The organism is Kineosporia rhizophila (assembly GCF_021277265.1).
In the GTDB taxonomy this organism is placed as follows: domain Bacteria; phylum Actinomycetota; class Actinomycetes; order Actinomycetales; family Kineosporiaceae; genus Kineosporia; species Kineosporia rhizophila.
Genome location: NZ_JAJSOH010000014.1, coordinates 136964 through 161915 on the forward strand (window position 1 = coordinate 136964; position 24952 = coordinate 161915).

Below are 24952 nucleotides of genomic sequence, written 5' to 3' on the forward strand. Positions count from 1 at the left end.
ACCACAAACGTCCTTGGTTGGTTTTCAGGAAGGTATGTGCGAGTTGGTGACGAGGTTCGGGAGCTCGACCCGGCCCACCTCTTTGCCGGCGCTGTCGTAGCCCACCAGTTCCGGCGGATCGACCTTCTCGTCGGCCTGGTACCAGAAGGCGAAGTTCGCCCCCGCGGCTATCGCCTCGCGCACGCTGCCGTCCTTGAACTGCAGTTCGGCCCGCACCGCGTCTCCGGCCGCCGAGACCATGGTGTGGATGCCGCCGTCGCTGCCGCCGCCCAGGTTGCCGAAGCTGCTCATGGCCTGCTGCTCGGCCGTGGGACAGGCGGAGGTGGTCCAGCTCGGCGTGGTGTCGGCCGGCCGGTCGAGGGGCCCGGCCTTCTCGAAGACGGTTGCGTAGCAGATCGTTCCGTCGGCTCCGGTGGCCTGCCAGACGCTCAGCACGGTGCCCGGTTCGGGCCCCGGACCCTGGGCGATGCGGCGAGCGTTCAGTTCGTTCACCGCCCCGTCGGTGTGGTCGCTCCAGAAGCTGAGCTGCTCGGCCAGCGGGCCGGAGATCAGCCCCTGAGCGGTAGCGACCCCGACGCCGGTGGGGATCAGCACCGCCGCCAGCGCACCGGCCAGGATCAGGCGGCCGCGCCGTCGAGGCGGCTTGGTGGCCGACCTGGCTTCCAGGATGCGCTCGAAGGCGGCGTTGCGTGCGGGAGTGGGCCAGAGCTCGTCCACGCTGGTTCGAGGCCGGAGCTTCTCCAGCTGGGTCTGCTCGTTCATTCGATGCCTCCTAGAGACGGGGACGGGCGGGGTTCGAGGGTTTCCCGGCCCTGACGAAGCCGGCTCCGCGCTCGGAACAGGCGGGTGTGGAAAGCGGGTACCGAACAGCCGGCCACCGCGGCGGCCTGCCGGGGCGACAGGCCGTCCCAGGCCGTCAGCAGCAGCGCTTCCCGTTCGGGAGCGGTCATCGCCGCCAGGATCTGCAGCATTGCCTCGCGCTCACCGGCCAGGACCTCGGCGGCCGGCGCGGGCTCGGCCACCGTGCGCAGGCGCTGCAGCTCATCGGCCACGCGGCCCTGCCGGTCGCGGGACCGGTGCTGGTTGGAGATCACGTTGCGGGCCACCACGAGCAGCCACGGCAACGGTTCGGCCGGCACCGAGTCCAGCCGCCGCCAGGCCACCAGGAACACCTCCGACACCACGTCCTGGGCGACGTCGGGGTCGGTGTGGCGCAGCGCGTAGGCCATCACCCGAGGGCCCCAGCGCAGCCAGAGCGCCTCGAACCGGTCGTCCGGCGACGGGGTTGATGTCTGTCTCACATTAGGTAATGTCCGGCCGGGGGTCAGGCTTACGCCAGGTTCTGGCACCCTTCCGGTCATTTCACCCCTCTAGCGTCCGGCCCCATGCGAACAGTCCTGCGTAACGCCCTGGCCGGTACCGGTGTGCTGGCCCTCACCCTGTCCCTCACCGCCACCGCGTCCCACGCCGACGGTCGCGGGGTCTCCAAGCCCACCCTCACCGGCTGGGCCTCACTGCCCGCCGGAACGTTCGTGCCGGGCAGCGAGCCCTCCGGAGCCAAGGTCACCGGAGACACCCACGGCTTCGCCACCCCCTTCGCCGACCAGCCCGTTCAGGGCTTCTCCGGGATCGCGGACAACGGCGACGGCACCTTCGACGTGCTCTCCGACAACGGCTACGGCACCCAGGCCACCTCGGCCGACTTCCTGCTGCGCATCCACCGCCTCGCCCCGGCCTTCGCGAGCAACCAGGTCGACGTGCTCGGCGGCATCAACCTGACCGACCCCAATGGCAAGGTGCCGTGGAAGCTGACCCGCGACGACCGCGTCCTCACCGGGGCGGACTTCGACGTGGAGTCGATCCAGAAGATGGCCGACGGCTCCTACTGGATCGGCGAGGAGTTCGGGCCCTACCTGCTGCACTTCGACCGCGCCGGCCGGCTGCTGTCGGCCCCGGTCGCGCTCGACGGCGCGGTCTCGCCGGAGACCGCCACCCGCACCGGGGCCACCGCGACCCTGGCCAGCAGCAAGGGTTTCGAGGGCCTGGCCCAGTCACCCGACGGCAAGCGGCTGTACGCCCTGCTGGAGGGTACGGTCACCGGTGACCCGGCGGGCACGCTGCGCTTCAGCGAGTTCGACCCGCGCAAGGGCGAGTACACCGGCAAGAAGTACATCTACAAGCTGGACGACGCCGCCCACGCCATCGGTGACGCGATCGCGGTGGACGGCAACCGCTTCCTGGTGATCGAGCGGGACGGCGGCCAGGGGGCGACCGCCAAGGTCAAGAAGATCTACCTGGCCGACAAGCGTGACCGGGACAAGGACGGCGCGCTCGACAAGACCCTGGTGGTCGACCTGATGAACGTGGCGAACCCGCAGGGCCTGGGCGGATTCGGCAAGACCTTCACCTTCCCGTTCCAGACCATCGAGGACGTGGTGATCCTCGACAACCACACCATCGGCGTGCTGAACGACAACAACTTCCCGTTCTCCACCGGCCGCAGCGCCACCGAGGCCGACAACAACGAGTGGATCACCGTGAAGCTGCCCAAGTCGCTGGACGTGGACCGGCGTCTGCTGCGCTGATCCAGGGCTGACCTAGGCGTTTCTCCCGACTGGCTCAACCGGGCCCCGCCTCCGGCCGATGTCTGCTGGGTGTGGAGGCGGGGCGCACGTCATGACGCCGGTCTGGCCCGATGATGGCCAGAGGGGGGCGCAGCTACCGGGGGATGCCCCTGTGGCTGGCTCTGGCTGCCATCACCCTGCCCCCGTTGATCGTGGCCGCGGTGATGGGCGGCCTGCTGGTCCGGCGGGCCCAGGCCGACGCTCAGGAAGCCGCCGAGGCGCAGGAGCTCGTCGCCTCGGTGAAGCTGCTCGACGCGGCCCGCCGTGCCTCCGACGCCGAGGTCCTGCCCACTCTGCTGCTGGACGTACTGGCCGAGAAGGACGCGGCCAGTGAGCTGGGTTTCCAGGCCACTCGGCGCGACCTGCTGAGCACCACCGAGCCCGCGGTGGTGCGGCAGCGCCGGGTAGCCACCGACCAGGCCCTCGAGGCCGTGCTCGACGCACCGCTGCCGCTGCAACTGCGGGGCGTGGTGATCGAGGCCCGTCAGACCCTGCTGGCCGCACGCCGGGCCGCCGACAACAGCAGCCAGGTGCTGGAGACCGTGGCCTCGGGCTACAGCCGCACCTCCGCCACCCTGGCCGCCGGTCAACGCTGGGCCACGGCCCAGGCGGTGGCCGCCGGACTGAGCAGCCACAGTGTCGCCGCGTTGCAGGATCTGACCCAGGTGGCCCAGCTCAGTGAGGCCGCGAGCCGGCAGCTGGGTCTGCTGTTCGCCGCGCGGGTGCTGCCGGGCGCACTGCGGGAGGAGGCCGAGCGCGGCTGGATGGCCGCGTGGGGCAAGTACACCGAGCTGGCCGACCAGGGCAACGAGCTGTCCAGCGCCCGGGTGCGGGAGGGCTACCAGCTGTTCCAGAGCACCCCCTCGGTGGCCGCCTTCTCCGACCTCCTGGCCCGTCAGGCGCTCGATCCGGGCACCGAGGTGGTGCGCACCGGGGCGCTGCCCGGGCTGGTCGACCGCAGTGGCACGCGGGACGACGCCGTGGCGGTGGTGCTGCAGGACGCGGTGGCCGAGGTCACCGACTCGGCCCAGGCCGACCGGGACGCCGCCCAGGCCCGCGAGCGCGCGGCGCTGGCCGGCTGCCTGGCCCTGGTGCTGCTGTCGCTGCTGATCGCCGGGCTGTTGTCGCGCTGGCTGACCCGCTCGATGAGCTCCCTGGCGGGCAGTGCCCAGCAGATCAGCCAGGGTCACCTGGTCGTTGCACAGGCCCAGGGCCCACGCGAGATGCGCACCGCCGCAGCTGCTCTGACCTCGGCCGTGGCCGGTCTGCGGCGTGTGCAGGAACAGGCCCGGGCAGTGGTCGACGGCGATCCGGAGGCGGCCCTGAGGCTACGGCCGTTGCCTGGACCGCTGGGGGAGGTGGTGCACGCCTCGATCGAGCAGATCGTCGACACCTTCCGGGCCCGCGAGGCCCTCCAGGAGGAGCTGGCCCACCAGGCCAACCACGATCCGCTGACCGGCCTGGCCAACCGGGCCCAGGTGCTGGAGCAGCTCACGGCCCTGCTCGGGGACGACGAGCCGGAAACCCACACCGGCGTGCTGTTCATCGACCTCGACGGGTTCAAGGCGGTCAACGACACCCATGGGCACGCGGCCGGCGACCGGGTGCTGATCGAGGTGGCGCAGCGCCTTTCGGCCGGGCTGCGGCCCTCTGACGTGGTGGGCCGGTTCGGCGGTGACGAGTTCGTCGTGCTCCTGCCCAAGGTGCCGGGGATCGCCCCGCTGGCCGAGCTCGCCCAGCGTCTGGTCGCCGCGGTCAGCTGGTCGGGGCCGCTCGACGGGGGCGCCGACGGCGACCGCGGCGCAGTGCGGAACGTGCAGGTGGGCGCCAGTATCGGCGTTGCTCTCTCATCGCCCGACAGCACCGCCGACACCCTGCTGGCCGAGGCCGACCTGGCCGCCTACCGCGCCAAGCGGGCGGGTCGGGGCCGGGTCGAGGTCTTCGACGACCGGCTGCGCGCCGAGCTCTCGGAGCAGGCGGAGATGGAGGTCGCCCTGCGGGAGGGGCTGGAGGCGGGAGAGCTGCACCTGCACTACCAGCCGGTGGTGAACCTGCACACCGGCGTGGTGGTGGGTTTCGAGGCTCTGGCCCGCTGGGAGCGGCCCGGCGTCGGCCCGGTGCGCCCCGACATCTTCATCGCCGCCGCCGAGGCCTCGTCGCTGGTGTGCGACCTCGGACGCTGGGTGCTGCACGCGGCGCTGGCCCAGGTGACCCGCTGGAAGACGTTCGGCGAAGCCGGTTTCGGCACTGGAGAGGACGAGCCGACCATGGCCGTCAACATCTCTGGGCGGCACCTGAGCGACAACCGGATCCTGAACGACGTCTACGACGCGCTGAACGCGGCCGGGCTGCCCGCTTCGGTACTGGTTCTCGAGATCACCGAGACCGTGCTGACCACCGACCCGCAGGTGCGTGAGCACCTGCGGCAACTGCGGGCCAGCGGGGTGCAGGTCGCGATCGACGACTTCGGCACCGGATTCACTTCGGTGGCGGCGCTGGTCGACACGCCCGCCGACATTCTCAAGATCGACCGCAGCTTCGTCGACTCCGACGATCCCGGGCACCACCAGCTGGCGACCCTGATCACCCGCGCCGCACAGACCTTCTCGCTGCGAGTGATCGCGGAAGGTATCGAAACACCCGAACAACTGGCCCGGGTCATGGCCGACGGTTGCGAAGAGGCCCAGGGGTACCTCTTCTCCCGGCCCCTGCCGCCCGAAGCGGTAGGGAGGCTTCCGGCGTCTCTAGTGCCACAAACGTCCTCTGGTTCGCTCTTGAAAGATCTGCCTCGGCAGGCCGAGGCGCCGGAGAACAGCGAACAGAGGACGAGTGTGCCTGGGGGTCCCGCATGAGCCTGTCGCGTCGAAGCTTCCTGCTCGGGACCGGGCTGGTCGCGCTGAACCTCTCCGGCTGCGGTGATTCGGGTGAGGCGGAGAGCTCGCAGGAGCTGACGTTCTGGTACTGGGAAGGCGCCCTTTCGGCCGCGGTGGTGAAGGACGTCAGTGCCAAGTTCGCCGACCGCGCCCGGATCAGCACCTCGTTGGTAGGTGGCGACTTCGCCCAGCGGCTGAGCACCTCGCTGCGCGCCGGTGAGGCGGTGCCCGACATCAGCGGGGTGAAGGGTGAGGACATGGCCTTCTTCCAGACCCAGGCCGACTACTTCCTCGACCTGAACACGCTGGGCGCCGAGGACATCGCCGGAACATTCGTGGCGGCCAAGTTCGCCCAGGCCACCACCGACGACGGCCGCCAGATCGGCCTGCCCATCGACCTCGGCCCGACCGCCCTGTTCCTGCGCGAGGACCTCTGGCGCAAGGCCGGCCTGTCGGTGGAGATCTCCGAGGTCAGTGAGAAGATGGCCGACTGGGACGGCTGGTTCGACACCGCGCACGAGCTGAAGTCCCGCCTGCCCGGCACTTTCGCCATCCGCAACTCCAACGACGTGTTCGGGGTGGCGCTGGCCCAGCAGACCAAGACCTTCGTCGACCGGACCGGTGCCTTCGTGGGCGACCAGGACGAGGTCAGGTCGGCCTGGGAGAAGGCCGTGCAGGCGATCGTCGACGGGCTGCAGGCCGGGATCTACGACGACACCGCTTTCGGAACCGCGCTGACGTCAGGCACTCTCACCGGACACTTGGGCCCGGCCTGGAACGGTCTGGACATAGCGTCGGCCGCGCCGAGCACCTCGGGGCGCTGGCGGGTTGCGGCCTGCCCGGGTGGTCCGGGGAACATCGGCGGCTCCTACCTGGCCATCCCCGCGCGCAGCCGCGACCCCGAGACCGCCTTCGCCTACATCGCGGAGCTGCTCTCGGCCGCCAACGAGGCCCGCGCCTTCACCGACTCCTCGGTCTTCCCGGCCGTGACCGCCGCCTACGACCTGCCTGCCCTGACCGAGGGCCAGAAATTCTTCGGCGGCCAGTCGACCATCGAGGTGTTCGGCCCCGCCGCCGAACAACTGCCCATCGTCTACGAGAGCCCCCTCAACGCCGCTGCCATGACTTCTTACTACAGCGAACTGGCGAACATCGAGGGCGGCAAGGCCCCGGCCCAGGCCTGGAAGGACGCCGTCGAGGCGGGGCGGCGCACCGTCGAGGCCGGCCAGTAGCCGAAGTGCGGGAGATCTGGCCGCCGCCTACTGTCCGATGTGTGAGTTCTGCCGGAGACGATCAGCCCTCGGAGCCGGATGCCGTCCCGGACCTGTGGAAGTCATGGCTGTACGGGGTCTTTCTGTCGCTGGTGGGGGCGGTGGTCACCGTCGTCTTCCTGGTTCAGGCCATCACCGGTGGTCGTGAAGACAACCACTTCTACGCCTTCGCGCTCTGCTCGGGCATCATGACGGCCCTGTTCGGCGGGGTGACCTGGAAGGCCCGGCATATGGGCGCGCGCTCCTGGCGGGGGCGGAAAGAGGCTGGGCCTGCGCAGCCCGCCCAGAGGCCGGTGAGCCTGAGCCAGGGGATGAAAGATCCTGTGGTCTGGCTCCTGCTCGGCCTGACCTTGAGCTTCGCGACTTTCAACATCTTCCTTCTCATCACCCGTGGCCCTGAGGACTCGTTCTGGCGGCCCGTGATCTACCTGGTTCTTCTGTCGTTCTTCAGCTGCCAGCTGGTGCTACGAAGGCTGCGCCACCTGGCCGGCCAGCTCGACGTGAACCGCCAGCCCCGCTGACCTACGACCAGAGTTCGAAGGGTTCGTCCACGGGTTCGCCGCGCAGCAGGGGGCCGATCAGGGCGGGCAGCTGACCTGGGTAGAAGCGGTCGGTGCTGGAGGTGAGCTCGGGCAGGGGCCACCAGCGGTGGGCGAAGTAGTCCTCGAGTTCGTAGTCCAGGCGGCCGGTCTCGTCCATCTCGGGTTCGGTCGCCTCCAGACGCAGGAGGAGCACCACCTCGTCCTGCACATGGCGGGATTGGCGGTGGCGGAACGAGGCGCGCCGACGCCAGGTGGGCGGGCCGAACTGGTCTGCGGTGGCCACGAATCCGGTCTCTTCGTGCAGTTCCCGCACCGCTGCGTCGAGGTAGGTCTCTCCGGCGTCGATCCCTCCGCCCGGCAGCTCCCACCAGGTGCCCAGGTCGGGGTTCTCGATGTCGCGGGTGTGCAGCAGCAGGACCTGGTCGGCGGCGTCGATCACGACCAGGCGGACCGCACTTCGCCTGACCAGCGGCAGGTCATCGGGGTACATGGCGGCACGGTAGCCCGTTCACTCGCTGGGAACCCGCGCCGCCAGCAGGCCACCCCGCCAGGCCGACCCGGCCTTGGCCGCGGAGGCCCGCTTGTTCTCGTACATCCCGGCGTCGGCGGCCCGCATCAGGCTCTCCGGGTCCTGCGGGGGTTCGGTGCTCCAGGCCATCCCGGCGCTCACACCCACGGTCACCGTCTCGGGGCCGAGCCGGAACGGGTCGTGGAGGCAGTTGCAGAGGGCGGCGGCCAGGGCCGAGGCCTCCTCGGCGGCGCGCAGGCCCGGGGCCACGACGACGAACTCGTCGCCGCCCATCCGGGCCAGGAAGCCAGGTTCGGGCACGACCAGGCCGAAGCGCTCGGCCACCTGCACCAGCAGGGCGTCGCCGACGGCGTGGCCGTGCTGGTCGTTCACCGCCTTGAAGCCGTCCAGGTCGAGGTAGATCACCGCCAGGCCGGGGGAGCGGCCGGCCGGCCCCGCCAGCACCTCGCTCAGGCCGCGCCGGCTGAGGGTGCCGGTCAGCGCGTCGTGGGTGGCGGCGTGCCGCAGTTCGGCGTGGTGGTGGGCCTGCTCCTCGGCCAGCTTCTGGCGCAGGGCGTCGGACTTACGGGCCCGGCCGACGCCGCGCACCGTCATCAGGCTGCCGAACAGGGCCAGGATCACCGAGAGGTGGTGGCTGGTCGCGGCCGGGAACGCGCTGGGCATCACCCCGGTCTCGACCAGGTAGCCGGTCAGGCCGGTGCCGAGCAGCAGCATGACCAGGGCGACCGAGGCGGTGCGCCAGGAACTGTCGCGGCCGGCGATCTCGAGGGCCACGATGCCCATCAGGATCGGGTACATGCTGGGCAGGTGGGTGGTGGAGGCGGCCGCCCAGATGGCGATGCTGACCATGAACACGAAGAGCGCGCAGCTGCGGCCGTCGTGCGACCAGGCGGTGATGGCGGCCTGCACCGGCGAGGCGTAGAGCAGCAGGCAGCCGCCCCACACCACCATGGTCACCGGGAAGGACGCCTGGTGCTGGCCGAGCCCGTCCAGGATGAACCAGGCGAGCGCGCACAGCAGCAGTTCCAGGGCCAGAAACACCGCGGCCAGCAGCAGTTTCGGCCGAGCAGCCGGTTCCGGCTCCATCCCACCCTTTCGGCAGTCCCTGTCTGGCGTCGGCTGCCCGTCGGCCGGAGGAGGGCAGGCATGAACCCGGTTCACCTGTTCGCCGCACCGGGAACTCCGCATCACAACACGACAGCTGCCGGACAGGAAGACGGTCGGGTGTTCTGCCACTCCAATGGGCGGCTGCCCTGAGGCGGCCCGTGCCCCAGAGTGGTTACGGTGCGTGTATCCACGAATTCGGAGCGGAGTCGGTAGTGCAAGAGCAGTGGGTGTTCCTCGCGGTGATTGCGCTGCTCGTCGTCGGCGTGGCCGGAGGCGGGATCTGGGCGCGCCGGGCCTACCGGCGCCTGTCCGACCGGCACCAGTCGCTGGTGGTGGTGCACGAGTTCGTCCAGCAGGCCACGGTCACCGCCAGTGTGCGGGAACAGGCCCGCGGACTGCTGCTGCGCACACGTCAGCTCCTGCGGGCCGGCCGGCTCGAGCTGATCGTCTTCGACTACCACGACTTCGGCGACCGTCACATCCGGATCGGGGCGAACGACGCGTACGCCTCGACAGCCGTGTCCGGCGTCGGCGACCGACTGCTCGACCGGGTGATGGACACCGGGGAGCCGATGCTGCTGGCCCGGGGCACCCAGGACGTGGAAGCCCGGCAGTGGCTGCAGGCCCGAGGGGCCCGCGACGCCCTGGCGGTAGCGCTGCCCTCCAGCACCCGCGGTTGCATCGTCCTGCTCGACCGGCTCGACGGGGACACCTTCACCGACGACGACCTGACCATGGTGCAGACCCTGGCCAGTCATCTGGTGATGTCGCTGCGCGGTTCCCGGCTGGTCGAGCAGCTGACCCACGACGCCACCCACGACGCGCTCACCGGGCTGGGTAACCGCACCTTCCTCAGCCAGCGGGTCGAGACCGTCCTGTCCGGGCCCGGCCAGGTTCCCGAGGCGGCCGTGCTGCTGCTCGACCTGGACAAGTTCAAAGAGGTCAACGACGCGTTCGGACACCATGTCGGCGACGCGCTGCTGCGTGAGGTGGCCACCCGGCTGGTGACCACGGTGGGCGACCTGGGCACGGTCTCCCGGCTGGGCGGTGACGAGTTCGCCGTGCTGGTGGTGGGGCGCGAGGCGACCGACGCCGCGCCCACCCTGGCCCACAACATCCTCGAGGCCCTGGGCCGGCCGATCTCGCTGGTGGACGCCGTGGTCACGACCCAGGCGAGCATCGGGATCGGGCTGGCCGGACCGGATCTCAGCGAGGCGGACGTGCTGCGGCACGCCGACACCGCCATGTACGCGGCCAAGGAGGGCCCCGACCCGGTGGTGGTGTACGGCGAGCACCTGGAACGCGGCCGCACCGAACGCCTGCGGCTGCTGGCCGATCTGCACATCGCGCTGGAGCGTGACGAGATCAAGGTGCTGTACCAGCCGCAGCTGGACCTGCGCACGAACGCGATCCACAGCGTCGAGGCGCTGGCCCGCTGGGAACACCCGGTCCTGGGCTGGGTCAGTCCCGAGGTGTTCGTGCCGCTGGCCGAGTCCAGCGGCCTGATCGAGCAGCTCACCCACCAGGTGCTGGACCAGGCGCTGGCCCAGGCCCGGCGGTGGCAGGACGACGGCCTGGACCTGGCCGTGGCGGTGAACCTCTCGCCGCACAACGTGAACACGATGAGACTGGTCGAGGATGTGGCCTCCGCACTGGCCCGGGCCGGGGTGCCGGCCGACCGGCTGGTGCTCGAGATCACCGAGAGCAGCGTGATGGCCGACCCGGACCGGGCCGTCTCCCTGCTGCAGCGCCTGGTCGACCTCGGGGTGACCCTGTCTCTGGACGATTTCGGCACCGGCTACTCGAGTCTCGCCTATCTGCAACGGCTTCCGGTCAGCGAGGTGAAGATCGACAAGGCGTTCGTGATGGGGCTGGCCGATCCGGAGCAGGCGCACGCCAGTGCCGTCCTGATCCGCTCGATCCTCACACTGAGCGCGAACCTCGGCCTCGAGGTGGTGGCCGAGGGCGTGGAGGACGCCCAGACGCTGGAGCTGCTGCGCTCCGGCGGGTGCGACCTGATCCAGGGCTACCACCTGTCCAAGCCGGTGCCCGCCGACCGGGTGGCCGCCGTGGTCGAGCGGCACGGTGGCCGTGAGGCCGTCCGGGTGCCGGGGCCCCGCTCGCACCTGAGCGCGGTGAACGAGGACGGGACGCTCGGACGTCACCTCGCCTGATCTCTTACATGTGTTAAAGTTTTTACATGCGTAAGATCCGCCGCGAGAACCCGCTCGCCGTCCGCTCCCGGACGGCGCTGGTCGAGGCGGCGACCGGTCTGCTCGACGAGCGCAAGGCCGCCGAGATCTCGATCAAGGACGTGGTGGAGGCCGCCGGAGTCAGCCGGCCCACCTTCTACCAGCACTTTCCTGATCTGGGAGCGGTATTTGCGGCGGCCGGCCTGATGCGGCTGGAGCAGTCGTTCGCCGACCTCGAACCGCCCTCGCAGGCCCCCGACGGGTTGCAGAGCGCCTTCGCCCCGGTGCTCGCGGTCATCGCCGACCGGATGCGCGAACACGCCGTCTTCTACCACCGGGTGCACGCCAGTCCGGGCGGTCCCGCCTACCACGCCCAGGTCGTCGCCTTCAGCGCGCAGCGGTTGCGCCGCGAGCCGTTGTTGCAACCCTGGGCGGGGCGGGACGAGGTGTTCTGGGAGTTCCTGGCCGCCGGTCTGGTCTGGGTGATCAACCGGCAGCTGGCCGCCTGGTGCACCGGCGAGCCCGGCCCGACCGAGGCCGACCTGGCCGGCGTCTTCGACTTCGTCTTCCGCACCACCACCTGAATCCCTCCGAAAAGAAAGCCGAGGCACTTCATGCGCGCCGTCGTCCACCACGAGTTCGGTGACCCGTCCCAGGTTCTGAATGTCGAAGACGTCCCCACCCCCGAACCCGGCGCCGGTGAGGTCCGCGTCCGCACGGTGCTCTCCGCCGTCCACAATCATGATTTGTGGACGATCCGGGGCACCTACGGTTTCAAGCCGGAACTTCCGGCGCGGGCCGGCACCGAGGCCGTCGGAGTGGTGGACGCGCTCGGTGAGGGGGTGGACAACCTCGAGGTCGGCCAGCGGGTCGCCTCCAGCAGCACCTTCGGGGTCTGGGCGGAGTACTTCGTCGCCCCGGCCGGCCGGCTCACCCCGGTGAACGACGAGCTGCCCGACGAGGTCGCCGCCCAGCTCGTCGCCATGCCGTTCTCGGCCCTGGCGCTGATCGACTCGCTCGACCTGCAGGAGGGCGACTGGCTGGTCCAGAACGCCGCCAACGGTGCCGTCGGCCGCCTGGTGGCCCAGCTGGCCAAGCCGCGCGGGATCAACGTGCTCGGCCTGGTGCGCCGGGCCGCCGGGGTGGAGGAACTGGCCGCCCAGGGCATCGGCAACGTGGTGGCCACCGATGGTGAGGGCTGGCGCGAGCAGGCCGAGAAGATCACCGGCGGCGCCTCGGTCAAGGTGGGCGTGGACTCGGTCGGCGGTCCCGCCGCCAACGACGTGCTCTCGCTGGTCGGGCAGGACGGCACCCTGGTGGTCTTCGGCGCGATGGGCGCCCCGGTGATGGAACTGTCGTCCGGCGACATCATCTTCAAGAACGTCACGGTGAAGGGCTTCTGGGGCAGCAAGGTCTTCCCGGCCCTGGCCCCCGACCGTCGCGCCGCGCTGTTCGGCGAACTGGTCACCCGCGCGGGCGACGGGTCGCTGACGCTGCCGGTCGAGGAGGTGTTCTCGTTCGCCGACGTCCGCTCGGCCAACGAGGCCAACTTCCGGCCCGGCCGCAAGGGCAAGATCATGCTGCGGCCCTGATAAGGGTGCGCGTCCGCGGTCTTCGGTGTCGTATCGTGACGGTCCGAAGAACGGAAGGACGCACCATCTCCAGCCCGCCTGAACCGAACATCACGAACGTCCCCGGCTCGCCGGAGGGTTCGTGATGTTCGCCCCGCACGCCGAGTCCGCCCTGTTCTTTCCACCCGAACTAGGCACGACGGCGCTGGTTCTGTTGCTCCTGGCCGCCTTTGCGGCGGGCTGGGTCGATGCGGTGGTGGGCGGCGGTGGGCTGCTGCAGTTGCCGGCCCTGCTGCTGGTGCCCGGGCTGGCACCGGTGCAGGTGCTGGCCACCAACAAGCTGGGCTCGATCTTCGGCACCGCCACCAGCGCGATCACCTACTACCGCCGGGCCCGCCCCGACCTGCGTACCGCGCTGCCGATGGCCGGGGTGGCCCTGGGTGGCAGTTTCGCCGGGGCCTCGATCGCCTCGGCCCTGCCGGTGGCCGTGTTCAAGCCGGTGATCGTGGTGGCGCTGGTGGTGGTCGCGGCGATCACCCTGGCCCGGCCCGCCCTGGGCCAGGCCACGGCCCTGCGCTACTCGGGGTCGGCGCACTACCGGGCCGCCGTGGCGGTCGGCCTGGCGATCGGCGTCTACGACGGGGTGCTCGGCCCGGGCACCGGCACCTTCCTGGTGATGGCCATGGTCAGCCTGATCGGTTACGACTTCCTGCAGGCGAGCGCCAAGGCCAAGATCGTCAACTTCGCCACCAACCTGGGCGCCCTGGCGTTCTTCGTGCCCACCGGTGCGGTGGTCTGGGGCCTGGGCATCCTGCTCGGCCTGGCCAACCTGGCCGGTGGCTACCTGGGCGCCCGGATGGCGATCTCCAGCGGTGCCAAGTTCATCCGTGTGGTGTTCCTGGTGGTCGTGCTGGCCCTGATCGTCAAGGTCAGCCACGACATCTACGCGGAGAACTGGGGCTGAGCGGCAGCCTGGTGGGCCTCGCTGCCCTCCCGGTAGAACAGGTAGCCGCCGTGGTGCAGCACGTCTCCCTCGAACCGCCCGTCGGCTGAGAAGCCGGTGTCGTCGCGGTAGTCGATCTCGGTGCCGTTGACCCAGTAGCGGCCGGTGTAGGCCTTGAGCCGCCCGCCCCGGGCCTCCTCGTAGCGGCCCTCGGGCAGGAGCTCTTGGCGGATGTGGTTGTCGGCCGTGACCCACATGCCGACGTAGGGGTGCGTGGTGTTCTGAGTGCTCATGCCTCCAGACTAGGAAGACCGGCCCGATCGTTCCTGGCTGTGCTGCTCCCACCCAGTTCCCGCAGGGCCCGCAGGAACTGGTCGTTCTCGGCCGGTGTGCCGGTGGTGACCCGAAGGTGGCCGGCGACCCCGACGTCTCTGATCAGGACCCCGGCGTCCAGGAGCCGACGCCAGACGCCAGGAGCGTCGGGTACTTGGAAGAGCACGAAATTGGCGTCCGATTCGACCACCGTCAGCTCCAGGAAACGCATTTCGGCAATGAGCCGGTCCCGTTCCTTCTTCGTGTCCTCGACGTGCTGCAACAGGCCCTTCCGGTGACGCAGGGCCGCACCGGCAATGGCCTGGGTGACCGTGGACAGGTGGTAGGGCAGGCGCACCAGCTGTAGTGCGTCGATCACGCGCGAGTCGGCGGTCAGGTAGCCCACGCGTGCCCCGGCGAAGCCGAAGGCCTTGGACATGGTGCGACTGACCACCAGCCGCGGCCGGTTCTCCAGCAGGCTGAGAAGCGATTCCTCGTGGGAGAACTCGATGTAGGCCTCGTCCAGCACCAGAAGCCCGCCGAATGCGTCGTGCACCGCCAGTACCGTCTCTGGATCGAGGGAGAGGCCGGTGGGGTTGTTCGGCGTGCAGAGGAACACCACGTCGGGTTGTTCTTCGCGGATGACCGCCACGGCTGCGTCCGGGTCGAGCGTGAAGTCCGGGCGGCGCGGTCCCGAGATGTACCGGGAACCGGTGGATTCGGCGATGGTGCGGTGCATGGAATAGGTGGGCTCGAAGCCCAGAACTGTCCGCCCCGGACCGGCGTAGGCCTGCATCAGCTGCTGGAGGACTTCGTTGGAACCGTTGGCGGCCCAGACCTGTTCGAACGTGCGGGTCACGCCGGTGGACTCGCTCAGATATGCGGCCAGGGCGGTGCGCAGTTCGACGGCGTCGCGGTCGGGGTAGCGATTCAGATCAAGGACGGCCTTGGTCACCGACGCGGTGATGTCGGCGACCAGTTCGGGGCCGGGTGGGTAGGGGCTTTCGTTGGTGTTGAGCCGCACGGGCACGTCGAGCTGGGGTGCTCCGTACGGAGACTTGCCCCTGAGCTCCGGCCGGATCGGGGCGAGGGTCATGACGGGCTCTCCTTCGGTTCCAGGCGACTGCAAAGGTATGTATGTTTAAGACCCTGAGGGACGGACACGGCTTCGCGCAAGCCCGGATCTCGGTGCATTAAAGATCTAGATGTTCCAGGCCAGGCTGATGAGACCGGGAAGAGACAAGTCGGATGACCAACGACACCGCGAGAACGGTTGCCGTGCTGGGCAGCAGTGGCGGGAATCTGCGCAGCCACGGCGGTGACGACCCGGCCCGGCTGCTCGCCGAGGTGGCCCGCCAGGTCCGGGCGGCCGGCCTCGGTCTGGGCGCGGTCCAGTTCGTGGCGGCCCAGGCCTCGATGGACGGGATCGACGACTCGACCGCCGCTGAGCTGTGGGCCCTGGTCGAGGGGCGGCCGACGGTGGTCGCGCAGGGGCCGCTCAGCGAGGTCAACGTGGCCGCACGGGCTGCCGACGCCCAGCTCGCCGAGCGGGTGGAGTCCGGCGAGATCGACGCGCTGATCCTGGTCAGCGCAGATCCCACCGACACCAATGCGGCCACGGTGAGGGCCGCCGTGGCCCAGGGGCTGCCCGCGGCCGGTACCGGCGGCACCTCGATCGCCAACGCCCAGCAGGCGGGCCTCAACCTGGTGGCGGTCTCCGGCACCACCGGCACCACCTCGACCACCCGCGCGGTCTCCTACGTCGCGGGCCTGGCCCGGCACTGGAAGATCCGCTACCAGCCTCTCCTGGGCGGCTCGTCGGAAAGTTCAGCCGTCGAAGGGCCGGCCTGGAGGCGAATCAGCATCCGCGGGATCATGGTCGGTTCGATCCCTGCCTTCATCGCCCTGGCCCTGGTGCTGGCGATCAGCAAGATCCCCGGCCTGCAGAGCCTGACCGAGGTCTTCGACCTGCTGATGGCCGGTCTGCCGGTGGTGGTGGCCGCGGTGGCCGCCCGCCGGGTCTCCGCCCTGGACGAGGTCGGCCTGGTGGCCGGCGCCGTGACCGGGGTGCTGGCCGTCGAAGGGGGAATCCTCGGTGGGCTGGTCGGCGGTGTGCTGTCCGGCCTGATCGCGGCCCGGCTGATCGGCTGGACGCTGTCGAACCGCTTCCCGGCCACCACCGCCAACATCGTCACCGGGGCGGTCGCCGGCCTGCTGCCCGGTCTGCTGGTGCACTACGCCCTCGCCCCGGTGACCAGCGCGGTGGGGGACGGGGTGAAGGACGGCATCGAGGCCGCCCTGGACTTCTCCCCGGTGATGGCCGGGGCCCTGGCCGGTGCGGCGATCTGGTTCGCGATCATCGGCGGGGTCTACCACTCGGTGATCCTGCCGCTGGTGCTGCTGGAGATGGGGCAGAAGGGCCACAGCTTCTTCGGCGCCGTCGACATGGTCGGCCTGGTCATGGTCAGCCTGGGGATCACGCTGGCCAACGCGGTGAAGCCGCGCACCAGCGGTGAGCGTGCCCTGGCCGGTTCCGGGGCGGCGGTGAACTTCTTCTTCGGCACCTTCGTCGAGGCCTCGTACCCGTTCATGTTCGGCGACAAGCGGATCTTCGCTACGGCGGTCGGTGCCTCCACCGTAGGTGGCGCCCTGGTCGGGGTTTTCGGAGTCGAGGCCTCGGCCTACCTGCCGGCGTTCATGGCCCCGTTCATCGCCACCAGCGCGGGCGGGATGGTCGTCGCGATGCTCGCCGCCGCAGGCCTGGCCTTCGTGTTCACCCTGCTGATCAATCTGCACCACCTACGCCGCACCGCCGCCTCGGCCCCGGAACCGGACTTGGCCCCGGCCGTGGTGTAGTAGACGGGAGATCCGGACGGGGCGAGGAGCAGGATGAGTCGGCGAGCGGGGGCACGGGTTCCGCTGCACGAGCAGATGTACACGGTCATCCGCGCCCGCATCGAGTCCCGCGAGTGGGGCCGGGGCCACCAGCTCCCGCCGGAATGGCAGCTGGCCGAGGAGTTCGGAGTCAGCCGGGGCACCACCCGTCAGGCCGTCACCCGCCTGGTCAACGAGGGCCTGCTCGACCGCTCGGCGGGCCGGGGCACCTTCGTGACCGGCGGGCGTCCACTGGCCTACCGGGTCAGCGACCTGCTCGGGTTCGGCCGCCGGATCAGCGAGAGCGGCCGGACACCGAGCTCCCGGGTTGTCCGGGTGGAGGTGACCGAACGCTCGGCCGCGCACGACAGCTTCGCCTTCGCCACCGGCGTCCACAAACTGCTCCTGATCGAACGGGTGCGCCGGGCCGACGACGTGCCGGTCGCGCTGGAGCAGATCCACCTGCCCTGGCCGCGTTTCGCCGGCCTGGCCGACATGGACCTGGAGAAGGCCGGGGTGTACGACACGCTGGAGGCCGACTTCGGCGTGGAGATCCAGCTCGGCGACTTCGACCTGACCATCGCCGATCTCGACGAGGAACAGGCCGGGCTGCTCACCGAGAGCCCGGGGGCGCCGGTGTTCCTGATGCAGGGCTCGGTGGTCGACTACCAGGAGACGGTGATCGCCGGGATCCGCTCGTACTACCGGCGCGACACGTTCTCGTTCCAGTTCGCGATGACCCGGCGCGGGCCCGGTCAGACCCCTGCCCGGCCGCTCAACCCGGTGCTCAGGCCGGGGGCAGGACTTCCCTGACCAGCTGCTGGTGGAGCCACTCGGCCGCCTGGGGCGGTGACCAGGCCAGCTCGTCGGTCAGGGTGAAGTACGAGGCGTTGCCCAGGTAGTACCAGAACACGTCGGCCGCCCGGTCGGCGCTCACCCCCGGCCGCAGGCCACCGAGTTCGTCGAGCCGGCGGGCGGCCAGCACCATTCCCTGGCGCATGCCCGCATTGGCCAGCGCCAGCGTCTCGCGTACCGCCGCCTCCTGCGGGGCCGCCGCGATCACCTGCCGCATCAGCGGTGACCAGCTCTCGAACATCGCCCGGGTGGCTTCGACCAGGTACGCCACCAGCTCGGCGGGATCGCTCTGGGCCAGGATCTGCTGGTACGCCTGCTCGGCCTCGCTGCTGTTCACGCCCTCCTGGATGAGGGCCAGCAGAAGCCCGCTCTTGCCACCGCCCACGGCGTACACGGTGGGGGCGGCGACCCGGGCCTGAGACGCGATGTCGTCGACCTTGGTGCCGAAATAGCCACGTTCCACGAAGAGTTCGCGAGCTGCGGTGAGGATGGCCTGCCGGGTGGCGGCTGCGTACTCCGCCCGTCGGCCGCCGGCTTTCTGAGGTGTCACTCCGTGATCGTAGCCTCGACCGGTCAGGAGAGTGCGCTACTGTCGATATAGCCCACTCTATTGAACTGGCCGAGATCAGGGAGTTGATCGACGTGCGCATCCTCTTCAGCAGTTGCCCGGCCTTCGGGCACCTGCTGCCCATGCTGCCGCTGGCCCGCGCGGCCGGACGGGCCGGTCACGAGGTGGCCTTCCTGACCCATCCCTCGATGGTGCAGCAGGTGCCCTCGTTCCCGGTGCTGGCCGCCGGGCCGAGCATCGAGCAGACGCTGGCCGAGGTGTTCCGTCGCTCCGGGGTAGACGCCCGGGACGTGCCGCTGGACGACAATGCCGCGGCCGCCCAGGCCCCGATCGACTTCTTCGTCCGGGCCCGGACGGATCTCGGCGCGGCCGAGGCGCTGGCCGCGGCCAAGGACTTCGTTCCCGACCTGGTGATCGCCGACATGGCCGACCAGCTTGGCCCTTTCGCGGCCGACGCCATCGGGGTGCCGTGGGCGCTGCACGGGGGCAGCCTGCCGCTGAGCCCAGCCCTGGCCACCTACATCGAGCAGGCTGCCGTCGAGCGGTTCGCACAGGAAGGCGTGGTGCGCACGCAGCCGGTGGCCTACTTCGATCCCTGGCCCGATGTGCTGCTCGAGCCCACCGACGCGTACCCGGCGGAACGCATTGCCGTGCAGGCCGAACCGCATGCGGGGGAGGGCCCGGTCTGGCAGCGCCCGCCGTTCCCGGGCCGGGAAGACCGCCCCACCGTGCTGCTGACCCTGGGCACCATCGTGGAGGAACCGCAGGCGCTCGCGGCGGCGCTGGATTCGCTGTTGCAGCAGGACGTCAACGTGGTCCTCGCCCCGCACACCGACGTCGATCTCGAGGTGGACCCGTCCCGCGTGTGTGTGGCCGGGTTCGTGCCGATGCGCGATCTGCTCGACAGCGGCATCGACGTGGTGGTCAGCGCGGCCGGGGCCGGCACGGTGCTCTCGTCGCTGAGCGCGGGCATCCCGATGGTGCTGCTGCCCTTCGGTCTGGACAAGCCGATGAACTCCGCCCGGGTGCAGGCGGCCGGGGCGGGCCGGGTGGTCTCGTCGGCTCAGCAGGTCGGCCCAGCCGTGCACGACGTTCTCGCCGAACCTTCGTTCGCTGCAGCGGCCGCGCGGATCAGCGCGTCGGTGAAGGCGCAGAACACGCCCGACACGGCCCTGGCCCTGCTGCTCGAGCGTCAGGCGTAGCGCGAGGCCAGCAGTGCGGCCCGGCGGTGCAGAGTTGCCCGCAGCGACTCGGGGGCCAGGGCCTCCGCGTCACTGCCCAGTTGCCACAGCGACCATTCGGCGTGCTGCGCGTTCTGGAAGGTGACCTCCAAGTGCAGCCAGCCCTCCTCGTCGGGATCGAGGGCCCGCACGGCCAGGGCGCTGTCGGCCAGCTCCTCGCGGCGGGTGGGGTTCACCCGGATCCAGGCGGTGAGCTGGTCGGCCGAAAGGAACCGGGCGCAGTGCTCACGCCACATCCGCTCCAGGTCGACGGCGGTGGAGCGCTGCGCTGTCTCCGGCAGACTCTCGGCGGCCAGCACCCGGGACAGCCGGTACGCGCGCTCCTGGCCGTTACGGGTGGCCAGCAGATAGCCCCGGCCCCGGGCGGTGACCAGGCCGACCGGCTCGACCGTGCGCCACTGCGCCGTCTGGTCGGTCGCGGCGTAGCGGATGCGCAGCCGTAGCCCTTCCAGCACGGCCCGGCGCACCTCACCCATCGGCGTCGGCTCGGCCGGCGCCAACCCGTGGGCCAGGAGGTCGTGCTCCGGATCGACCAGGAGCCGGCGGGCCGCGTCTCCAGCCATCACCCGGTGCTCCTCCGGCAGCGCGTCCAGAACCTTGCGTACGGCCGAGGCCAGCGCCGAGCCGAGGCCGAACACCTGCTCCCCGCGACCGGACCCGGCCACCACCAGGGCCAGGGCCTCTTCGCGGTTCAGACCGGTGAGCTCGGTGGCGAAGCCCGGCAGCAGGGCGAACCCGCCGTTGCGGCCGCGCTCGGCGTAGACCGGCACGCCGGCCGCCGACAACGCCTCGACGTCGCGCAGCACGGTGCGGGTGGAGACCTCGAGCTCACGGGCCAGCGTGGGGGCGGTCATCCGGCCCCGGGTGCGCAACAACAACACCAGCGCCACCAACCGGTCTGCCCGCACGGGAAAAGCGTAACCAATACCTGACAGTCGGTGTCAGGTATTGGCTGGGATGGTGCTGCCGGTGGAGATTCCGAGGGGGATGGAGCACGACATGACAGTGCAGCGAAGTGCGGTCAACCCGGTGACCTGGTCGCTGGCCATGGGTTTCAACCAGGGAGAGCTGGTGTCGGGGCACACCCGCACGCTGTTCGTCTCCGGGCAGACCGCGATGAGCAGCGAGGGCCGGCCCGAGCACGAGGGAGACATGGCGGGCCAGCTGGGGCTCAGCCTGGACAACCTCGAGGCCGTGCTGCGGGAGGCCGGCCTGGCCCTGGGCGACCTGGTCCGGCTCAACGTCTACACCACCGACGTCGACCTGCTGTTCGAGCACTACGGGGTGCTGGCCGGCCGGTTGGCGGCCGTCCCGGTCGCCCCGGCCACCACCATGCTCGGGGTCACCCGGCTGGCGATCCCCGGGCAGCTGGTCGAGCTGGAAGGCACCGCGGTGAGCTGAAGGGTGGGCTGAGTCCGGGGAAGAAAGGCCGAAGGGCGCCACCGGTGACGGCAGCGCCCTTCGGTGAGAACTCCTGCGGCTCAGGCGACTCCGAAGCCGTCGGCGATCCGGTGGAAGCGGGCCGACTCCACCTTCTCGTTACGCCGGTACAGGGTGCGGGCCAGCACCCGGTGCGCCCAGCCGTTGGCCGGGTTCTGCTCGATCAGCCGGCGCAGGACCCGCTCGGCCTTGTTCAGCTGGGCGGAGTTGAAGTAGATCCGGGCCAGCAGCTCGAGGTACGACTCCGGCAGCGACTCGTACTTCTCGAGCGGGGCGGCGACCTGCGCGGCCTCGATCACCAGGCCCAGTTCGATCAGGGTCTGCGCGCGCCGGTAGCGGTCGTGGGTGCTCTCGTCGATGGTCAGGTTCTCGCTCACGGCCTGCTCAACCAGCCCGGGGCCCTGCGCATTCCAGGCTCGTTCCGGGGTCAGAAGTTGCCGGAGGCGAGGTCCTCGGCGGAGATCGGGTCGGCCGGGGCCTTGATCTTCAGCTTCTTGTTCCAGTTGGTGTAGATGCCGCTGGCCTCGGGGTCCTGGTAGGAGACCAGCTCGCCGGAGCCGTCGGCCGCGATGTAGGTGGTGCCCTTCTCCGACTCGGTCTTCAGGCCGATGGTCTCGCGGCCGGCGATCTTCTTGCCCTCCACCCGGACCAGGTCGTCACCCTCGTACGAGAGGTCGACCAGGTCGGTGACCACGAAGTCGACGTCCATCACGTCGTACATGTCGGCCATGTCCTTGTCCTTGCGGGAGAACTCCATCCACCGCCCGGACATCAGGTCGATCACCGCCTGGTCGCCGGCCGCGATGTCCTTGAGCATGTCCTTGCCGGGACGGAAGTAGCCCTGCTCACCGATGATGGTGAGGTTCATCGAGCCTTCCTTGGGCACGGTCAGCTTGCCGGTGGCCCGCCCCGCCCGCGAGATCTTCATGTTGTAGCGGATCTTGCCGCCCTTGTCGGCGTAGGCCAGCTTGACCTGCACGGTCTTGGCCTTCTTGGCCTTCTCGTTGGCCAGGGCGAGGATCTCCTGCGGCTCCATCCCGGCGTACGGTTCGGCCGCGGCGTCGTCACCCTCACCCTCGGCGGCCGGCTGCGAGGCCTTGGACTCCGCGGTGGCCTTCGAGGCCGGCGCCTCGTCGTCGCCGCCACCGCAACCGGCCAGGATCAGGGAGCCGGCCAGGGCCGAGGCGATGGTGACGGTGATGGAGCGGGCGGTGCGGGACCGGCTGACACTGGCAGACAAGGCGAATCCGTTCGCTGGGACTGAGCGCGCCTGTCCGGATCGGCCGGGGCGCCGCACTACGCACGTGCCCGCCGAGCTTAAGTTTCGCTTGAGGCGAGTGAGGCCTGTTTACCCAATTTCTCCCCGGCTGATTCTCAGCCGATTCTCAGGTTGCGCCGAACGGATGAAGCCGATCATGAAACGCATTCCGGCGATCACCCGGCGCCTCTCCAGGGGCGCCTCACCCTTCCTGTGGGGCTCGACAATCCCGCCCGGAGGGCTGAGATGAAGAGTTACTGGCGTACTTTGGGGATCCCCGCAGTGGTGGTCGGGTGCCTGGTGGCCACCCCGTTCACCGCCAGTGCGGCCTCGTCGCAAGGAAAATCGGCCGAGGGTAAACCGACTCAGACCGAGAGTCGCCCCTTCCAGTACGTCCCGGCCGCCCAGAAGGCCCGGATGGCGAAGCAGGCTCCGCTGGTGAAGGCGGCCCAGCAGTTACGCGACGCCCTCGAAGGTGGCCGTCACGCCGGGTACACCGGAATCTCACTGACCGGTGACACCGTGAGTGTCTACTGGAAGGGAAAGGTGCCCACGAGCGTCCGTAAGCTCGTTTCCAGCACCGCGGCCGCCGAACTCCGGTCGGCCCGTTACTCGTTCACCGAGCTCAAGGCCGCCGAGAAGGAGGCGATCAAGTACATCGCCGCCCATGACGGCCCGGTCTTCGGCGTGCGGGTGCCCGCCGACGGCAGCGGCCTGGTGGCCCAGACGTCCTCGCCCCTGGGAACGGCTCGCGCCGCCACGTTCCGGGCCCGCGCGCTCGACGACTCGGCCGTGCAGATGAAGGTGGAGGTGGCCCCGGCGCCGCAGCCCACCGGCCGGGTCGACGACTATGCGCCCTACTACGGCGGTGGCCGGATCACGAATCCCGGCGGAGGTGGCTGTTCCACCGGTTTCGCGGTGCAGCGCAACAATGTTCAGTACCTGCTCACGGCCGGGCACTGCGGCTGGCCGGGCGGGACCTTCCTGAACGGCAACAGTTCCCGCACGGTCGGCACGGGAGACAGCGAACACGTGGCCCACGACATCATGCTGATCCGGGCCGGCTCGTCGGGGCGGATCTTCGACGGGGGCGGGCTGAAGCTGTACGAGGACCGCGGCCAGTTCACCAAGGCGGTGAGCGGCTGGAACGACGCCTTCCCCAACGAATGGGTCTGCCAGTCGGGGATGACCAGCGGCGCGCAGTGCAACATCCAGAACTCCAACGACTTCTCGTACAGCTACAGCTTCGCCGGGGAGACGTACACCGACCTGGTACTGGCCCACTCGCGCGGAGGCATCGGCTCCCGTCCGGGTGACAGCGGCGGACCGGTATTCACCCTGGATGGCGCCAAAGTGACTGCCAAAGGCACGATCTCGGGCGGCAGCTCGTTCTACCCGATCAAGATCTCGTACAACGGCAAGTGCCTGGACGCCGACGCCGGCAACCTGAACCGCGACGGCACCCGGATCCAGCTGTGGGACTGCAACAACTCCACGCAGCAGAACTTCGTGTTCCGCAACGACGGCACGATCCGCAGCGCCACCAACGACGGCTTCTGCCTGGACGCCGACCTGGCCACCATCGGTGGCAACGGCACCCGGATCCAGCTCTGGACCTGCAACGGCACCAACCAGCAGAAGTGGAAGTTCAACGGCTCGGTGGCCGGGCCGATCCAGTCGATCTACAACGGCCGCTGCCTGGACGGCGACCTCGGGCAGATCAACAACAACGGGGCCAAGGTGCAGCTCTGGGACTGCAACAACACCGCCCAGCAGGGCTGGGGCCCGCAGACCCGGATGCTCTACCAGGACTTCCGGACGGCCAACCGGGACTTCGGGATCACGGTGCTGACCCAGTAGACACGCTCGCGCCAAGAGGTGGTCCGGACGTCCGGACCACCTCTTCGTGCGAGCCGGTGGCCTCCAGCGGGTAGGTCAGGGCCGGGACCTTGACCTGGATCTTCTCGTTCCAGTGGCTGAACACGGCCCGGGTTCCGGCATCCACCGAGGCGACCAGTTCACCCGAGCCGTCGGCGGACACGTACAGGGTGGCGCGCAGGTTCTTGCGCCGGATCCCGATCGTCTTCCGGCCGTCGAAGATCTTGCCCTTGACCTGGAGGAGGTTGCGCTGGTCGCTGGTCACGCCGATCAGGTCGTCGAGCAGGAACCCGAGGTCGAGCACGTCGAACGTGCCGCCCCAGTCGGGGTCGTGGTCCAGCGGAGCCTCCAGCCAACGGCCCCGCAGTTCGCGGCGTACCGCCTGGTCGTCCCCGGCCAGCTCGTCCAGCAGCGACGAGCTGGGCAGCAGGTACCCGATGTCGTCGACGACCTTGATCTTGAGCAGCCCGCCCGCCGGATCGGTCATCTCACCCCGGCCCTGGCCGTTGCGGCCCGCGCGCAGGTCGTACTCCTGGGGCCCGTCGCCCTCGTCGAAGCTGATCTGCACCTGGGCCGAGCGGGCCTCGGTGAAGTTCTGCTCGGCCAGCTCGAGGATCTCCCGCGGCTTCAGACCGGCGTACGGCTCGGCGGCGCCGGACCGGAGCCTGGCTCTCGGCTGCGGATCGGGCGAACCGGTGCAGGCGGCCAGCACCAGTGCGGTGAGGGTCGCGGCAACTCCTCGGCGCAGCCGGGGCCGGACTGCGGGCCGGGCGGTGGGCATGGCGAATCCGTTCGCTGGGCTCGGGGTCATCCTGAGCCTAAAGTTCCGGATGGGGCGGGGGAGGGGTTTTCGTCGGTCCTCCGGAACCGGCGT

General features: G+C 70.0%; 24 protein-coding genes. 13 read left to right on the forward strand and 11 right to left on the reverse strand.

Going from position 1 to position 24952, the window contains the following annotated elements; translation table 11 throughout:
* Positions 1-24: 24 nt before the first annotated feature.
* Both LWF15_RS20320 and LWF15_RS20325 read right to left on the reverse strand, forming a co-directional pair.
* Positions 25-762, reverse strand: a complete 738-nt coding sequence (locus tag LWF15_RS20320; protein ID WP_232812450.1) for a hypothetical protein — start codon at positions 760-762, stop codon at positions 25-27.
* Entirely contained in the window at positions 759-1301 is a 543-nt protein-coding gene (locus tag LWF15_RS20325) for an RNA polymerase sigma factor (RefSeq protein ID WP_232812451.1), read from the reverse strand. Before LWF15_RS20325 ends, LWF15_RS20320 begins: the two co-directional genes overlap by 4 nt.
* Before the next feature lie 84 nt (positions 1302-1385).
* Between LWF15_RS20325 and LWF15_RS20330 the strand changes: the two genes are divergently transcribed.
* The 4 genes from LWF15_RS20330 to LWF15_RS20345 all read left to right on the forward strand — a co-directional run bounded on the left by LWF15_RS20330 (position 1386) and on the right by LWF15_RS20345 (position 7289).
* The gene (locus LWF15_RS20330; protein ID WP_232812452.1) at positions 1386-2585 is read left to right on the forward strand and encodes an esterase-like activity of phytase family protein; all 1200 of its coding nucleotides are present in this window, start codon (positions 1386-1388) and stop codon (positions 2583-2585) included.
* A 143-nt stretch (positions 2586-2728) separates the two neighbouring features.
* A complete protein-coding gene (locus tag LWF15_RS20335; RefSeq protein WP_232812453.1) occupies positions 2729-5476 on the forward strand; it encodes an EAL domain-containing protein in 2748 nt (915 codons plus the stop codon).
* Positions 5473-6729, forward strand: a complete 1257-nt coding sequence (locus LWF15_RS20340; protein WP_232812454.1) for an ABC transporter substrate-binding protein — start codon at positions 5473-5475, stop codon at positions 6727-6729. Before LWF15_RS20335 ends, LWF15_RS20340 begins: the two co-directional genes overlap by 4 nt.
* Positions 6730-6770: 41 nt before the next feature.
* Positions 6771-7289, forward strand: a complete 519-nt coding sequence (locus LWF15_RS20345; protein ID WP_232812455.1) for a hypothetical protein — start codon at positions 6771-6773, stop codon at positions 7287-7289.
* A gap of 1 nt (position 7290) precedes the next feature.
* Here LWF15_RS20345 and LWF15_RS20350 read toward each other — a convergent pair whose 3' ends face one another.
* Together LWF15_RS20350 and LWF15_RS20355 are read right to left on the reverse strand one after the other, a co-directional pair.
* The gene (locus LWF15_RS20350; protein ID WP_232812456.1) at positions 7291-7800 is read right to left on the reverse strand and encodes an NUDIX hydrolase; all 510 of its coding nucleotides are present in this window, start codon (positions 7798-7800) and stop codon (positions 7291-7293) included.
* An 18-nt stretch (positions 7801-7818) separates the two neighbouring features.
* Positions 7819-8925 carry a GGDEF domain-containing protein gene (locus tag LWF15_RS20355; protein WP_232812457.1) on the reverse strand — a complete coding sequence of 369 codons (1107 nt, stop codon included), beginning with the start codon at positions 8923-8925 and terminating at the stop codon, positions 7819-7821.
* A 233-nt stretch (positions 8926-9158) separates the two neighbouring features.
* On the opposite strand from LWF15_RS20355, the gene LWF15_RS20360 reads away from it, so the two are divergent.
* The 4 genes from LWF15_RS20360 (at position 9159) to LWF15_RS20375 (ending at position 13673) form a co-directional block, all read left to right on the forward strand.
* Positions 9159-11120, forward strand: a complete 1962-nt coding sequence (locus tag LWF15_RS20360) for a putative bifunctional diguanylate cyclase/phosphodiesterase (RefSeq protein WP_232812458.1) — start codon at positions 9159-9161, stop codon at positions 11118-11120.
* Between the two features lie 26 nt (positions 11121-11146).
* Positions 11147-11722, forward strand: a complete 576-nt coding sequence (locus LWF15_RS20365; protein ID WP_232812459.1) for a TetR/AcrR family transcriptional regulator — start codon at positions 11147-11149, stop codon at positions 11720-11722.
* Positions 11723-11752: 30 nt separating this feature from the next.
* On the forward strand, positions 11753-12730 hold the full coding sequence (locus LWF15_RS20370; RefSeq protein WP_232812460.1) for a zinc-binding dehydrogenase: 978 nt from the start codon (positions 11753-11755) through the stop codon (positions 12728-12730).
* Positions 12731-12854: 124 nt separating this feature from the next.
* Positions 12855-13673, forward strand: coding sequence for a sulfite exporter TauE/SafE family protein (locus LWF15_RS20375; protein ID WP_232812461.1), 819 nt, complete (start codon positions 12855-12857; stop codon positions 13671-13673).
* Here the strand turns inward: LWF15_RS20375 and LWF15_RS20380 are convergent.
* On the reverse strand, positions 13652-13945 hold the full coding sequence (locus LWF15_RS20380; protein WP_232812462.1) for an Atu4866 domain-containing protein: 294 nt from the start codon (positions 13943-13945) through the stop codon (positions 13652-13654). The two genes, LWF15_RS20375 and LWF15_RS20380, sit on opposite strands and share 22 nt — an antisense overlap.
* Positions 13942-15060, reverse strand: a complete 1119-nt coding sequence (locus tag LWF15_RS20385; protein WP_232812463.1) for a histidinol-phosphate transaminase — start codon at positions 15058-15060, stop codon at positions 13942-13944. The genes LWF15_RS20380 and LWF15_RS20385 overlap by 4 nt, the downstream gene beginning before the upstream one ends.
* Before the next feature lie 152 nt (positions 15061-15212).
* On the opposite strand from LWF15_RS20385, the gene LWF15_RS20390 reads away from it, so the two are divergent.
* Positions 15213-16820, forward strand: coding sequence for a hypothetical protein (locus LWF15_RS20390; RefSeq protein WP_232812464.1), 1608 nt, complete (start codon positions 15213-15215; stop codon positions 16818-16820).
* A gap of 33 nt (positions 16821-16853) precedes the next feature.
* Positions 16854-17651: a GntR family transcriptional regulator gene (locus LWF15_RS20395; RefSeq protein ID WP_232812465.1), complete on the forward strand. Its 798-nt coding sequence runs from the start codon at positions 16854-16856 to the stop codon at positions 17649-17651.
* Here LWF15_RS20395 and LWF15_RS20400 read toward each other — a convergent pair.
* On the reverse strand, positions 17626-18243 hold the full coding sequence (locus LWF15_RS20400; RefSeq protein ID WP_232812466.1) for a TetR/AcrR family transcriptional regulator: 618 nt from the start codon (positions 18241-18243) through the stop codon (positions 17626-17628). The two genes, LWF15_RS20395 and LWF15_RS20400, sit on opposite strands and share 26 nt — an antisense overlap.
* A gap of 92 nt (positions 18244-18335) precedes the next feature.
* Between LWF15_RS20400 and LWF15_RS20405 the strand changes: the two genes are divergently transcribed.
* Complete coding sequence (locus LWF15_RS20405) at positions 18336-19463, forward strand: glycosyltransferase (RefSeq protein WP_232812467.1); 1128 nt, start codon at positions 18336-18338, stop codon at positions 19461-19463.
* Here the strand turns inward: LWF15_RS20405 and LWF15_RS20410 are convergent.
* Complete coding sequence (locus LWF15_RS20410; RefSeq protein WP_232812468.1) at positions 19454-20410, reverse strand: helix-turn-helix transcriptional regulator; 957 nt, start codon at positions 20408-20410, stop codon at positions 19454-19456. The genes LWF15_RS20405 and LWF15_RS20410 overlap by 10 nt on opposite strands.
* Before the next feature lie 91 nt (positions 20411-20501).
* On the opposite strand from LWF15_RS20410, the gene LWF15_RS20415 reads away from it, so the two are divergent.
* Positions 20502-20903, forward strand: a complete 402-nt coding sequence (locus tag LWF15_RS20415; RefSeq protein WP_232812469.1) for a RidA family protein — start codon at positions 20502-20504, stop codon at positions 20901-20903.
* A gap of 80 nt (positions 20904-20983) precedes the next feature.
* Here LWF15_RS20415 and LWF15_RS37675 read toward each other — a convergent pair whose 3' ends face one another.
* Positions 20984-21319, reverse strand: coding sequence for a tetratricopeptide repeat protein (locus tag LWF15_RS37675; RefSeq protein WP_232812470.1), 336 nt, complete (start codon positions 21317-21319; stop codon positions 20984-20986).
* Positions 21320-21369: 50 nt separating this feature from the next.
* The gene (locus LWF15_RS20425; RefSeq protein WP_232812471.1) at positions 21370-22182 is read right to left on the reverse strand and encodes a hypothetical protein; all 813 of its coding nucleotides are present in this window, start codon (positions 22180-22182) and stop codon (positions 21370-21372) included.
* A gap of 264 nt (positions 22183-22446) precedes the next feature.
* Between LWF15_RS20425 and LWF15_RS20430 the strand changes: the two genes are divergently transcribed.
* Positions 22447-24060: a ricin-type beta-trefoil lectin domain protein gene (locus tag LWF15_RS20430; RefSeq protein ID WP_232812472.1), complete on the forward strand. Its 1614-nt coding sequence runs from the start codon at positions 22447-22449 to the stop codon at positions 24058-24060.
* Here the strand turns inward: LWF15_RS20430 and LWF15_RS20435 are convergent.
* On the reverse strand, positions 24041-24859 hold the full coding sequence (locus tag LWF15_RS20435) for a hypothetical protein (RefSeq protein WP_232812473.1): 819 nt from the start codon (positions 24857-24859) through the stop codon (positions 24041-24043). The genes LWF15_RS20430 and LWF15_RS20435 overlap by 20 nt on opposite strands.
* Between the last annotated feature and the right edge of the window lie 93 nt (positions 24860-24952).

Coding starts and splice junctions, on each gene's coding strand:
- LWF15_RS20390 (WP_232812464.1), top strand. CDS start 15,213: ATGACCAACGACACCGCGAGAACGGTTGCCGTGCTGGGCAGCAGTGGC.
- LWF15_RS20380 (WP_232812462.1), bottom strand. CDS start 13,945: ATGAGCACTCAGAACACCACGCACCCCTACGTCGGCATGTGGGTCACG.
- LWF15_RS20415 (WP_232812469.1), top strand. CDS start 20,502: ATGACAGTGCAGCGAAGTGCGGTCAACCCGGTGACCTGGTCGCTGGCC.
- LWF15_RS20320 (WP_232812450.1), bottom strand. CDS start 762: ATGAACGAGCAGACCCAGCTGGAGAAGCTCCGGCCTCGAACCAGCGTG.
- LWF15_RS20395 (WP_232812465.1), top strand. CDS start 16,854: ATGAGTCGGCGAGCGGGGGCACGGGTTCCGCTGCACGAGCAGATGTAC.
- LWF15_RS20435 (WP_232812473.1), bottom strand. CDS start 24,859: ATGCCCACCGCCCGGCCCGCAGTCCGGCCCCGGCTGCGCCGAGGAGTT.
- LWF15_RS20335 (WP_232812453.1), top strand. CDS start 2,729: ATGCCCCTGTGGCTGGCTCTGGCTGCCATCACCCTGCCCCCGTTGATC.
- LWF15_RS20350 (WP_232812456.1), bottom strand. CDS start 7,800: ATGTACCCCGATGACCTGCCGCTGGTCAGGCGAAGTGCGGTCCGCCTG.
- LWF15_RS20355 (WP_232812457.1), bottom strand. CDS start 8,925: ATGGAGCCGGAACCGGCTGCTCGGCCGAAACTGCTGCTGGCCGCGGTG.
- LWF15_RS20370 (WP_232812460.1), top strand. CDS start 11,753: ATGCGCGCCGTCGTCCACCACGAGTTCGGTGACCCGTCCCAGGTTCTG.
- LWF15_RS20430 (WP_232812472.1), top strand. CDS start 22,447: ATGAAGAGTTACTGGCGTACTTTGGGGATCCCCGCAGTGGTGGTCGGG.
- LWF15_RS20375 (WP_232812461.1), top strand. CDS start 12,855: ATGTTCGCCCCGCACGCCGAGTCCGCCCTGTTCTTTCCACCCGAACTA.
- LWF15_RS20340 (WP_232812454.1), top strand. CDS start 5,473: ATGAGCCTGTCGCGTCGAAGCTTCCTGCTCGGGACCGGGCTGGTCGCG.
- LWF15_RS20330 (WP_232812452.1), top strand. CDS start 1,386: ATGCGAACAGTCCTGCGTAACGCCCTGGCCGGTACCGGTGTGCTGGCC.
- LWF15_RS20365 (WP_232812459.1), top strand. CDS start 11,147: ATGCGTAAGATCCGCCGCGAGAACCCGCTCGCCGTCCGCTCCCGGACG.
- LWF15_RS20385 (WP_232812463.1), bottom strand. CDS start 15,060: ATGACCCTCGCCCCGATCCGGCCGGAGCTCAGGGGCAAGTCTCCGTAC.